Annotated in this window: 11 protein-coding genes; 4 read left to right on the top strand and 7 right to left on the bottom strand. The window is 68.3% G+C overall.

The window, feature by feature from the left end; all coding sequences use genetic code 11:
• Window positions 1–69 precede the first annotated feature (69 nt).
• The 5 genes from VHAB30_RS30665 to VHAB30_RS30645 all read right to left on the bottom strand — a co-directional run bounded on the left by VHAB30_RS30665 (window position 70) and on the right by VHAB30_RS30645 (window position 4568).
• Window positions 70–843, bottom strand: coding sequence for an esterase/lipase family protein (locus VHAB30_RS30665; RefSeq protein ID WP_095950078.1), 774 nt, complete (start codon window positions 841–843; stop codon window positions 70–72).
• An 85-nt stretch (window positions 844–928) separates the two neighbouring features.
• Window positions 929–1564 (bottom strand): TetR/AcrR family transcriptional regulator, encoded by a 636-nt coding sequence (locus tag VHAB30_RS30660; RefSeq protein ID WP_159279678.1) that lies wholly within the window; start codon window positions 1562–1564, stop codon window positions 929–931.
• 30 nt (window positions 1565–1594) lie between these two features.
• Window positions 1595–2077, bottom strand: a complete 483-nt coding sequence (locus VHAB30_RS30655) for a phasin family protein (protein ID WP_235926970.1) — start codon at window positions 2075–2077, stop codon at window positions 1595–1597.
• 86 nt (window positions 2078–2163) lie between these two features.
• Window positions 2164–2715, bottom strand: coding sequence for a hypothetical protein (locus VHAB30_RS30650; RefSeq protein WP_159279676.1), 552 nt, complete (start codon window positions 2713–2715; stop codon window positions 2164–2166).
• Window positions 2716–2861: 146 nt separating this feature from the next.
• Window positions 2862–4568, bottom strand: coding sequence for a WS/DGAT/MGAT family O-acyltransferase (locus VHAB30_RS30645; RefSeq protein WP_070063828.1), 1707 nt, complete (start codon window positions 4566–4568; stop codon window positions 2862–2864).
• A gap of 235 nt (window positions 4569–4803) precedes the next feature.
• Here VHAB30_RS30645 and VHAB30_RS30640 point away from each other — a divergent pair, with 235 nt between their 5' ends.
• On the top strand, window positions 4804–6855 hold the full coding sequence (locus VHAB30_RS30640) for a prolyl oligopeptidase family serine peptidase (RefSeq protein ID WP_159279675.1): 2052 nt from the start codon (window positions 4804–4806) through the stop codon (window positions 6853–6855).
• Entirely contained in the window at window positions 6852–7781 is a 930-nt protein-coding gene (rocF, locus tag VHAB30_RS30635; RefSeq protein WP_159279674.1) for an arginase, read from the top strand. The genes VHAB30_RS30640 and rocF overlap by 4 nt, the downstream gene beginning before the upstream one ends.
• A gap of 13 nt (window positions 7782–7794) precedes the next feature.
• Here rocF and VHAB30_RS30630 read toward each other — a convergent pair whose 3' ends face one another.
• Window positions 7795–8472: a DUF2242 domain-containing protein gene (locus VHAB30_RS30630; protein ID WP_159279673.1), complete on the bottom strand. Its 678-nt coding sequence runs from the start codon at window positions 8470–8472 to the stop codon at window positions 7795–7797.
• Between the two features lie 104 nt (window positions 8473–8576).
• Window positions 8577–9851, bottom strand: a complete 1275-nt coding sequence (locus tag VHAB30_RS30625; protein ID WP_062478443.1) for a Glu/Leu/Phe/Val family dehydrogenase — start codon at window positions 9849–9851, stop codon at window positions 8577–8579.
• Window positions 9852–10103: 252 nt separating this feature from the next.
• Here VHAB30_RS30625 and VHAB30_RS30620 point away from each other — a divergent pair, with 252 nt between their 5' ends.
• Window positions 10104–10559 carry a hypothetical protein gene (locus VHAB30_RS30620; protein ID WP_159279672.1) on the top strand — a complete coding sequence of 152 codons (456 nt, stop codon included), beginning with the start codon at window positions 10104–10106 and terminating at the stop codon, window positions 10557–10559.
• Between the two features lie 143 nt (window positions 10560–10702).
• Window positions 10703–11170, top strand: coding sequence for an Lrp/AsnC ligand binding domain-containing protein (locus VHAB30_RS30615; protein WP_062478450.1), 468 nt, complete (start codon window positions 10703–10705; stop codon window positions 11168–11170).
• The last annotated feature ends 97 nt before the right edge of the window (window positions 11171–11267 follow it).

Below are 11267 nucleotides of genomic sequence, written 5' to 3'. Positions count from 1 at the left end.
CACTCTGGAGCCCCAAAGAAGAAGACCGGCATTCGCCGGTCTTTTTTCATTGGGAGCTTTCGCCCCGGGTCAGACGTTGCGGTCCGGGTCCGGGTACACCAGCGGCCCGAGCATGCCGCGGTTGAACGGCTTCCATTCGCCCTCGGGCTGCGCCAGCCGGTCGGCCACCGCATAGAGCACGGCCGGGTGCGCGCCGAGCCCCAGGTGGCTCGCGACCACCTCGATGTTCTCGGACTGCGGGCCGGTCTTCTCGAGGCTGCAGCGCCATGCGACGACGCCGTCGGTGCGGCTGAAGATCGAGGTCGTGGGCACGGGCGGCGTGGGTTCGACGAACTTCATGCGGCGCGGGTCGTGCGAGCTCTGGCCGCTCACGCCTTCGTACACGCGCCAGGCGTTGGTGGCGCGCGGACTGCCCGAGAACGGGCTGCCCAGCGTGATGACGTTACGGATGAGGTCCTTCTGCGCCGAGGCCAACAGCCGCGCATAGACGCCGCCCAGGCTCCAGCCGATCACGCTGACCTTCTGGCCGCTCTTGTCGGCCAGGGTCTTGAGCAGGTCGACCATGCCGTCTTCGACGCCGGCGCGCGGGCCCAGGTTGCGGCCCTGGCCCCAGCCGTGGGCGTCGTAGCCGCGGCTGCACAGGTAGCGGCGCAGCAGCAGCGTGGACACGTCGCTGGCCACCAGGCCCGGCAGCACGAGCACGGGGTGCCCGTCGCCGCGCGGCGCGAGCTGCAGCAGCGGCCACATGGCGAGGCCGGCGCCGGTTTCCCAGAGGGCGCGCGCTTCGGCCAGCAAGAGCAGGCGCGACGGCGGGGCGATGGGTTCGTGGGTGGCGGTGGTCATGATGGCGGCTTCCTTTCTGTTTCTTTCTTCTGTAGGACGACGATGGGGGTGCGAAGTTGCATGCCCCGTCGGACGACGACTTCATTTATCCGAGGTATTTGCCCCTCAGGTAATCAAGATAAGCCCTCGATTCGCTGGAAACATACGGAGAAACCAGCGTGAGTGTGTAGAAAGCCGCCAAACCGGGGTCGGCCTGCGCCAGCGCGTCGCGCCCCGGCACCAGCCGTTCGAACGAGAGCCAGCAGGTGGTGGTGAAGACCATCTGCAGCGCGAGGATGCGCGCCTGCTCGGCGCTGGTCTCGATCACGCCCGAGGCCACCAGCCCTTCGCACAGCGTCTGGGCGGCGAGCAGGTTCTGCGCGGTCATGGCCTGGGCGCGCTGTCCCAGGGCCGGGTACTCGCTGGCCAGGAAGGCCATGTCGCGGTAGATGAAGCGGTATTCGTCGATGGCCTCGAAGCGCAGGTGCAGTGCGAGCCACAGGTCGTCGATGGCGGCAATGGACGCCGACGAGCCGTTGAGCACCTCGAGCCGCTGCTCGAAGCGCCGGAACAGCCATTCGACGATCAGCTGCTTGGCCTTGAAGTGGTAATGCAGGTTGCCCGGGCTCATGCCGAGCTCGGCCGCGATCTTGTGCGTGGACACGGCCGGAAGGCCTTCCGCGTTGAACAGCGCAAGGCTGGCCTGCAGGATGCGATCGCGCGTGGTGTTGGAGCTGGCCACAAGCGGCGTGTTGCGTGCGTTGCGCGCCGCTCAGCGCTTGCCGCCGGAGCCGCCTGAACTGACGCGGGGGCCGGACGGTTTCTCGAGTGTCGCGAGGCGTTCGCGCAACTGCGCCACCTCGTCGCGCAGGGCCTGCACCTCGTCGGCGCTGGGCATGCCCAGGCGTTGCAGGGCCGTGGCGACACGCTGGTCGAACACGTCCTCGAACTTGCGGATGCCGAAGGTGTCCAGGCTGGGGAAGCCGCGCGTCAGCGCCGCCTTGGCACCGGCCGCGTCGGCCTTGCCGTGCCCGATGCCCAGCAGGCCTTCGATCACGTTGGCCTGGCGCTTGGCGACATCGTTGCGCACGTTGTCCAGCGCCTTGAGGCCTGCGCGCAGCAGGGCTTCGGCCTTGTTGGTGCCCGCAGCAGCAGTGTCTGCGGGCGGTGTTTTCGCAGCCGGTGCCGTCTTGCGGGGCGCGGCTTTCTTCTTCGCCGCCGGAGCCTTCTTGGCAGGCGCCGCCCTCTTCTTCAACTTTGCAGTGTCATCGGGACGGGTCGCCATGCGGTGGGTGCTCCAGGGGCGGTAGAAATGAAAAGGGCGCGGTCAGCGCCCCGGGATCAGGCCGCCTTGCGGGCAGCGCGGCGAACCGGCTTCTTGGCCGCAGCGACCTTGGCCTTCACGGTGCGCACGGGAGCGGCTTCTTCGGTGCCGCTCACACGGGCTTCGATCTGCTTGGTGCCGGCGACGATGCGGTCAGCGATTTGCACCGACACGGTGGCGAAGGGCTGGTTCACGGCCGACAGGGCGTTCAGCACGGTGGTGGCAGCGGGCGATTCGATCTGGGCGACGCGGTTGGCGACGGTTTCGATGCCGCTGGTGGTGCCGGCAGCGACGCGGTCCATCGCGTTCACGATGCGGCTGGTGTCGATGTCCAGGCGGTTGGCCAGGAAACCATGCACCTTCTCTTGCGCGCCGATCAGGTTGGCCTTGATCTGCTCGCTCACCAGCGGGATCTGGCGGTTGCCCAGGAACTCGCTGTAGCGCGAAGCGGCACCGCCCAGCAGGCGTTGCACGCCGGTGCGGTAGGCACCGACCAGGGTCTTGCCGGCGTCGTTGTACTGGCCGACGACGTGGATGGCGGCGGAAGCGATGTTGGTTTGCGTGGACATGTGAGATTTCCTTGAAGTTGATGGGCTCGCGGGGAATCGCGATGGGCCAATCATCTTCCGCAGGGCCTAGGCCTGGAAAACTAGAACGGTCGGAAAACTAGTCCAACTGCCCCAATTTTTTGTCCAGGCCGGGCCGGCCCTGTCGATCATGCCGCAGCGGCGCGCGGCGATGCGGCGGCCTTGCGGGCCGCGGGCCGGGGTGCGGCCTTCTTTGCCGCAGCCTTCTTCGCAGGGGCTTTCTTCGCTGCCGCCTTGACCGGTGCGGCCTTGGCAGGGGCCTTCTGCGCCGTCTTCTTGGCGGCGACGGCCTTCACCGGTGCCTTCTTGCGCGCCGCCGGCTTGCGGGCCGGCGCAGCGGCCTGGGCCTCTTCGTCGGCTTCCGGGGCGGGGGCGGCCACGGGCTTGGGCGGTGTGGCCGGCGCGCCGGAGACGGCCGGGTGCTTCTGCGTCAGCTCCATCAGCAGCTTGTGCTCGGCCAGCAGGTAGTCGCCGATCTCGGTGATGTCGGGCACGGCGCGGCGGCAGGCGATCAGGCCGTAGTCCATGCGGCCGTTGTAGCTTTGCACGGTGACGTTGAGCGCGGTGCCGTGGCTGGCGATCGACACCGGGTAGTAGCAGGTGACCAGCGCCCCCGCGAAGTACATCGGGAACGGCGCGCCCGCCACGTTCGAGACGGCCACGTTGGCCGCCGGCGGCAGCAGGTTGACGATGCCCGAGCGTCCCACCATCGAGGCGATGCCCGACACCAGCCAGGGCGCGGCGAAGGTCGGGAAGTCGTCCAGGATCACGGCCTTGAAGCGGTTCATCGTCGACTTGGACGAGTTCGACGAGGCGTTGATCGCCTTCAGCCGCTGCAGCGGATCGGTGATGTCGGTGGCCAGGCTCACGAGGATCATGCTGGCCTGGTTGTTGGCCGTCTGGTCGCCCGCCTCGCGCAGGCTCACGGGCACGCCGGCCACCAGCGGCTTGGCCGGCAGCTCGTTGTTGTCGGCCAGGTAGTGGCGCAACGCGCCGGCCACGGTGGCCAACACCACGTCGTTGAGCGACACGCCGAAGTGCTTGGCGATGTACTTGGTCTCGGCCAGCGAGATGGTGCGCCCGGCGAAGGTGCGCTGGTTGGTGATCGACACGTTCAGCGAGGTGCGCGGCGCGAAGAGGTTGAACTTCTTCGGCGCGGTGGCGGCCGCCTTGTCGGCCGCCTTCTCGTCGGGCTGGGCCAGGCCGCCGATGGCGCGCGCGATGGCCGGAGCCATCTTGAAGAGCTTGACGTACTGCTGCGCCGTGTTGCGCAGCGCCGCCGTGGCGAGCTCGGCCATGCCCAGCTGGTAGCCGTTGCTGCGCGGGCGCGCACGCGGCGGCTTGATCACGCGGCCCGTGGCCTCGAGGTCGAAGATGGCCTTGCCCAGCTCGACGCCGGCCTGCCCGTCGATGCCCGCGTGGTGCACCTTGGTGTACAGCGCCACCTGGCCGCTCTTGAGGCCGTCGATGATGAAGAACTCCCACATCGGCCGGCTGCGGTCCATCAGCGTGGAATGCAGCCGCGCCACGTACTGCTGCAGCTGGCGGTTGGTGCCGGGCTTGGGCAGCGTGATGTGGCGCACGTGGTAGTCGAGGTCGATGTCGTCGTCCTCGACCCACACCGGATTGGTCATGTCGAAGGGCATCAGCGCGAGCTTGCGCGTGAACACGTCGGCCAGGTGGATGCGGCTGGCCATGAAGGCCTTGGCGTCTTCGTAGAAGTCGCCCTTGTAGCCCTTGGGCAGGTCCAGCACGTTGAGGGAGCCCACGTGCATCGGCATCTCGGGGGTTTCCAGGTGCAGGAAGGTGGCATCAAGACCGCTCAGGTGTTTCATGTGTGGTTCTCCTCGTTGGGGCATGCGCCGTCCGGCAGGATACCGTGGGCATCGCGTTCGTGGGCCTTCGCTTCTTCAGTGTTTCCACCGGGGGAAGGCACGCCCGGGACAGGGGTTTGCCCCAAGGATGGCCGGGGCGCGCATCCACATGTAATGAAAAAATCGACGCGCCTCGAATGCAGCAACAACTGCTCACAGGCCGCCGCATTCACGGGGGCTTCGTACACTGTGCCGCATGACCTCTGCGCACAACGACGACCCCCATCTCTGGCTCGAAGACATCGACGGCGAAGCCGCTCTGGACTGGGCTCGCCAGCAGAATGCAAGCGCCGTTCACACCTATGCGCAGTCGCCGGCCTTCCAGGCGATCGAGCAGGGCCTGCTCGAGGTGCTCGACTCGGACGCGCGCATTCCGATGGTCAGCAAGATCGGTGCGCTGTACTACAACTTCTGGCGCGACAAGGCGCACCCCAAGGGCCTGTGGCGCCGCACCACGCTCGATGAATACCGCACGCCCGAGCCCGCGTGGGAGACCGTGCTCGACCTCGACGCTCTGGCCGCGCAGGACGGCGAGAACTGGGTCTGGCACGGCGCCGACTGCCTCGAGCCCGCGTACGAGCGCTGCCTCATCTCGCTGTCGCGCGGCGGCGCCGACGCCGACGTGGTGCGCGAGTTCGACCTCGTGAGCATGTCGTTCGTCGAAGGCGGCTTCGCGCTGCCCGAGGCGAAGAACCACGTCACCTGGAAAGACATCGACCACCTGTACGTGGGCACCGATTTCGGCCCCGGCTCCATGACCAGCTCGAGCTACCCGCGCCTGGTGAAGGAGTGGCAACGCGGCACGCCGCTGGCCGAAGCCGTCACCGTGTACGAAGGCGCGCACGAAGACATGTCGGTGAGCGCCTGGAGCGACCACACGCCCGGCTTCGAGCGCGACTTCGTCTCGCGCCAGATCGACTTCTACGACAGCGAGACCTGGCTGCGCGCGTCCGACGGCACGCTCGCCAAGATCGACGTGCCCGACGACGCCAACACTGGCGTCACGCGCGAGTGGCTGCTGATCGAGCCGCGCGAAGATTGGACCGTGGCCGGCCGCACCTACATCGCCGGCTCGCTGCTGGCCGCGCGCTTCGACGACTACATGGCCGGCGCGCGCGAACTCACGCTGCTGTTCGAGCCCGACGACACCACCGCGCTGGACGACTACTCGTGGACGCGCCACCACCTCATCCTCAACGTGATGCACGACGTGGTGAACCGCCTCGAGGTGCTCACGCCGCCGGCGGACGGCCTGGGCGACTGGGCGCGCGACAGCCTGGGCGGCGCGCCCGCGCTCTCGTGCGTGGCGGCCGGCGGCATCGACGAGACCGAGAGCGACGACTACTTCCTGACCGTGAGCGGCTTCCTGCAGCCGACCACGCTGTACATCGGCACCCTCGGCCAGGGCGAGCCGCAGCCGCTGAAGCACAGCCCCGGCTTCTTCGACGCCTCGCGCTTTCGCGTGAGCCAGCATTTCGCGACCTCGGCGGACGGCACGCGCGTGCCCTACTTCGAGATCGCCGCGAAAGACCTCGTGGCCGACGGCACGAACCCCACGCTGCAGTACGCCTACGGCGGCTTCGAGATCTCGCTGGAGCCGAGCTACAGCGGCGGCATCGGCCGCGCCTGGCTCGAACGCGGCGGCGTGTACGTGGTGGCGAACATCCGCGGCGGCGGCGAGTACGGCCCGCGCTGGCACCAGGCCGCGCTGCAGGAGAACCGCCTGCGCACCTGCGAAGACTTCGCGGCCGTGTCGCAGGACCTGTTCGCGCGCGGCATCACCTCGCCGGCGCACCTGGGCGCCATGGGTGGCAGCAACGGCGGCCTGCTCATGGGCAACATGCTCACGCTGTACCCGCAGCTGTACGGCGCCATCGTGAGCGAGGTGGCGCTGCTCGACATGAAGCGCTACACGCAGCTGTCGGCCGGCGCCTCATGGATCGCGGAGTACGGCGACCCGGAACTGCCCGACGAGTGGGAATTCATCCGGACCTTCTCGCCCTACGAGAACGCCCGGGCCGGCACGCCCTACCCGCCCGCCCTTTTCACCACCTCCACGCGCGACGACCGCGTGGGGCCCGTGCATGCGCGCAAGATGCACGCGAAGCTGCTCGCACAAGGGCACGACAGCAGCTTCTACGAAAACATGGAAGGCGGCCACAGCGCCGCCGCGGACAACAAGGCGTCCGCCTTCATGGATGCGCTCGGCTACGCCTACCTCTGGCACCACATCGGGAGACCGACATGAACAGCAGCAGCACCGGGACAACCACCCTCGAACTGATCGGCGCGCCGACCGACATCGGCGCCAGCGTGCGCGGCGCGGGCATGGGCCCCGACGCGCTGCGCGTGGCCGGCCTGGCCGAGGCGCTGGCGGGCCAGGGCTTCACGGTGCTCGACCGCGGCAACCTCGCGGGCCCGGCCACGCCGTGGGCACCACCGGCCAACGGGCTGCGCCACCTCACCGAGGTAATCGCGTGGAACCGCTCGGTCTACGCCGCCGTCGACACCGCGCTGGGCGCCGGCCACGTGCCGGTGATGCTGGGCGGCGACCATTGCCTGGCGATCGGCTCGATCAGCGCCGTGGCCTGGCATGCGCGCCAACGCGGCAAGAAGCTGCGCGTGCTGTGGCTCGACGCGCATTCCGACGTCAACACCGAGACCACGAGCCCCAGCGGCAACCTGCACGGCATGCCGGTGTCGTGCCTGCTGGGCCACGGGCCGGCGGACCTCACGGGCTGGAGCGGCGAGCCCGCGGCACTGGCGCACGACGCCATCCGCTTCATCGGCATCCGCAGCGTCGACGCCGACGAGAAGGAAGCGATCCGCACACTCGGTCTGCACGTGTTCGACATGCGTCACATCGACGAGAACGGCATGCGCACCACCATGACCGAGGCGCTGCAGGACGTGGACGAAGACACCCACCTGCACGTGAGCTTCGACCTCGATTGCCTCGACCCGGCCGACGCGCCCGGCGTGGGCACGGGCGTGCGCGGCGGGCCGACCTACCGCGAGATGCAGCTGTGCATGGAAATGATCGCCGACACGGGCCGGCTCGGCTCGGTCGACGTGGTGGAACTCAACCCCGCGCTCGACGTGCGCAACCAGACGGCCGAGGTGGCGGTGGAGCTGATCGAGAGCCTGTTCGGCAAGTCGACGCTGGTGCGCTGAGCGCGAAGCCTGTTCAGCCGCGGTTGGGCGACGGCGCCACCGGGAAGGTGGTGGCCGCGGGGCGCGTGGCGGGCTTCGGTGCGTCCTCAGCATCGGCCGGCATGTCGGGGCCGCCGCCCTGCAGGAAGCGCTCGACCAGTGTGAAGAAGCGGTCGTAGAAACGTTCGTCGCTGAGCGTCTCGCTCGCCACCTTGACCATCGCCTCGTTGCTGCCGCCGAAGGGCAGCGAGAGCGAGCCGATGGCGCCCACGCCCAGGCTGGCCGAGTTGCTGCCCTTCTTCAGGCCGTAGCGGTCCTGCAGCGCGGTCGCGAAGGCCACGGTGCTGCGTCCGGCCGAGGCGCTGCCAGTACCCATTTCTCTCGCGCAGACCACGCGGAACTCGACCTCGACGTGCGTCTCGGCCGCGGGCTGGAAGCTCTTGCGCGCGGTCACCAGGTCGGCGTTGGCGGCCGTGACCATGTAGCCCTGGCTCAGCAGCGCGCGGCGCGCCGCCTCGCAGGTCTGGGCCTCGCTGGCGGCGTAGTTGCGCGTGTGGGTGGTGGTCGAGTCGAAGTCTTCGGGCTCGTAGGTCTGGCGCGTGCCCAAGGTGCCGCAGCCGGCCAGCACGAGCACCGACAGCAGGCTCGGGAACAGAAACGCCGGCACGCGGGCCGGCGAAGAGAAGAAGGCAGCAGAAGAGGTGAGGGGCATGGCAGGGCGGGAAGGACACCGGATGCTAACCAACCGGCGGCCTCGCTTCGAGCCCCCGGCAGGCCGGGGGTTCCCGAAAGGCCCTGCAAGCCCCGGAGATCGCGTCAGGGGTACAGACCGCGTTCCTGGCGCGCCATCAGGATGCGCTCGCAGGCGACCGCGTAGGTGGCGGTGCGCAGCGGGATCTTGTGCTTGTCGGCCGTGTCCCAGATCTGGTTGAGCGCGTTCATCATGATGCGATCGAGGCGCACGTTGATCTCGTCCTCGTCCCAGAAGAAAGACGAGAAGTCCTGCACCCATTCGAAGTACGAGACCGTCACGCCGCCGGCGTTGCAGATCACGTCGGGCACGACCAGCACGCCGCGCTCGGCCAGGATGTCGTCGGCCTCGGGCACCGTCGGACCGTTGGCGCCTTCGAGCACCAGCTTGGCGGTGGTCTTCTTGGCGCGTTCGGCCGTGAGCTGGCCTTCGAGGGCGGCCGGGATCAGGATGTCGCAGGCCACGTCCCAGAAGTCTTCGTTCGGCACGATGTCGCCGCCGGCCTTGAAGCCGACCACGCCGTCGGTGCGCGAGATGGGCACCAGCTGGGTCAGATCGAGGCCGTTGGTGTTCACGATGGTGCCGGTGTGGTCCTGCACCGCGACGATCTTGGCGCCTGCTTCGACGAAGAGTTCGGCCGCGACCGAGCCCACGTTGCCGAAGCCCTGCACCGCGATGCGCGCGCCGCGCAGGTCCATGCCCAGGCGGCGGGCCGCTTCACGGCCGGTGACGAACACGCCGCGGCCGGTGGCCTTCACGCGGCCCAGCGATCCGCCCAGGTGCAACGGCTTGCCGGTGACCACGCCGGTGGCGGTGCCGCCGACGTTCATCGAGTAGGTGTCCATCATCCACGCCATGATCTGCGCGTTGGTGTTCACGTCGGGCGCGGGGATGTCGGTGTGCGGGCCGATGATGATGCCGATCTCGCTGGTGTAGCGGCGCGTGACCTTCTCCAGCTCTTGCAGCGACAGCTTCTTCGGGTCGACGCGGATGCCGCCCTTGGCACCGCCGTACGGCAGGTTGACGGCGGCGGTCTTGATGGTCATCCAGGCCGACAGCGCCATCACTTCTTCCAGCGTGACGTCGGGGTGGAAGCGCACGCCGCCCTTGCCCGGGCCGCGGCTCATGTTGTGCTGCACGCGGTAGCCCTCGAAGTGGGCGATGGTGCCGTTGTCCATCTCGATCGGCACGTCGACGATCAGCGCACGCTTGGGGCGCTTGAGGGTTTCGACCCAGCGCGCCAGCGGGCCGAGGTACGGCACGACGCGATCGACCTGCGACAGGTAGGTGCCCCAGGGGCTGTTGGCCGTCGGATTGACGAAGGAGAGTTTCTCGTTCATGGAAGATTCCCTTGGTTGGAATGGATGGGCGCAACGATATTCCGACTGAGGGCCGCGCGCCATGGCTTATGCATGCCGCGATGGCGGTTATGCAAGAGAAGTTGGAAGGCCCCTTGCGGTCCCTCTCGGCGCGGCCCGATGCAGGTGGATACGCACATGACAAAACCGTCATCCAGACGTTATCGGTCGCGTGGATGCGCTTCGTACAGTCGTTCTCACCAACCAAGCAACCACCTCAAGGAGTGAACGAACATGAAGCTGTCTGCCACCACCCGCCTGCTGAACACCGCCGCCGTCGCCGCCCTGCTGGGCCTGGCCGCCGCGCCGAGCTTTGCCGGCAACTACGCCGAAGGCGACCCGCGTCCCGCGCCCTTCGCGTCGTCGACGACGCGCGCCGCCGTGACGGCCGACGCCCAGCAGTGGCTGAAGACCGCGCCCACCCAGGGCTACAACGAGAACATGGGCCAGGAGCCGGTCGTGGTGTCGGCCAACAGCCGCGCCGCCGTGGCCGCCGACACGCAGCTGTGGATCCGCTCGGGCCTGGCCGCCCAGCAGTCGGGCGAAGCCGGCGCCGACACGTCGCGCCCCGGCTACCGCGAAGCCCAGGCTGCGTACACCAAGCTGCGCGAAGGCCCGGCCTACGGCGCGCTGGTCGACCAGCTCTCGGGCCGCCAGGCTGCCGCACCGGGCTCGACCACGTTGCGTTGAATGCGGTGACCCACGGCTTTCGGTAGTTCAAACGACTGCGAAAGGGTAGTCCAACGGCATTTCCTTGGTTCTATCTCCTATGGCCGTGGCAAATAGGCCGCATTTCTTGCAGCCGATCGATGTGTGCGCCGGATAATTCTCGAATGCTTGATCTGGACCGCATCGATCTGCGCCTGCTGAAGATCCTTCAGGAAGACGGCCGCATCACCAACCTCAAGCTGGCGGAGGCGGTCGCGCTGTCCCCCACCGCCGTGCTGGCGCGCGTGCAGCGCCTCACGCGCGACGGCTTCATCCTGGGCTACGAGGCCCGCCTCGACCCCTACAAGCTGGGTCGCGGCTTCACCGTGTTCGTCGAGGTCCTGCTCGACCGCACCACCGCCAACGTCTTCGACCAGTTCAAGGCCGCCGTGCAGGTGCGCGACGAGATCATGGAATGCCACATGGTCGCCGGCGGCTTCGACTACCTCCTCAAGACCCGCATGGCCGACATGGCCGCCTACCGCGAGTTCGCGGGCACGGTGCTGTGGCAGCTGCCCGGGGTGCGCGAGACGCGCACGTATGCGGTGATGGAAGAGGTCAAGAGCAGCGCGCGCTTGCCGCTGGGGGTCTGAGGCGCACGCCCGCCTGGGGCGTTTGGGTCGGCGGTATTGCATGCGACAATTAAATTTTGTCGACAATATGTCGTCCCACGCCACGTGGGCGGCACGC

Source organism: Variovorax boronicumulans (assembly GCF_009811375.1).
Taxonomy (GTDB): domain Bacteria; phylum Pseudomonadota; class Gammaproteobacteria; order Burkholderiales; family Burkholderiaceae_C; genus Variovorax; species Variovorax boronicumulans.
Note: the sequence above shows the minus strand (reverse complement) of the source record. Positions and strands in the feature narration are given on the sequence as shown.

Bases quoted from the DNA above. Each gene is read 5' to 3' on its own strand.
- VHAB30_RS30665 (WP_095950078.1), bottom strand. From the start codon at position 843: ATGACCACCGCCACCCACGAACCCATCGCCCCGCCGTCGCGCCTGCTC.
- VHAB30_RS30650 (WP_159279676.1), bottom strand. From the start codon at position 2,715: ATGTCCACGCAAACCAACATCGCTTCCGCCGCCATCCACGTCGTCGGC.
- VHAB30_RS30645 (WP_070063828.1), bottom strand. From the start codon at position 4,568: ATGAAACACCTGAGCGGTCTTGATGCCACCTTCCTGCACCTGGAAACC.
- VHAB30_RS30640 (WP_159279675.1), top strand. From the start codon at position 4,804: ATGACCTCTGCGCACAACGACGACCCCCATCTCTGGCTCGAAGACATC.
- rocF (WP_159279674.1), top strand. From the start codon at position 6,852: ATGAACAGCAGCAGCACCGGGACAACCACCCTCGAACTGATCGGCGCG.
- VHAB30_RS30630 (WP_159279673.1), bottom strand. From the start codon at position 8,472: ATGCCCCTCACCTCTTCTGCTGCCTTCTTCTCTTCGCCGGCCCGCGTG.
- VHAB30_RS30625 (WP_062478443.1), bottom strand. From the start codon at position 9,851: ATGAACGAGAAACTCTCCTTCGTCAATCCGACGGCCAACAGCCCCTGG.
- VHAB30_RS30620 (WP_159279672.1), top strand. From the start codon at position 10,104: ATGAAGCTGTCTGCCACCACCCGCCTGCTGAACACCGCCGCCGTCGCC.
- VHAB30_RS30615 (WP_062478450.1), top strand. From the start codon at position 10,703: ATGCTTGATCTGGACCGCATCGATCTGCGCCTGCTGAAGATCCTTCAG.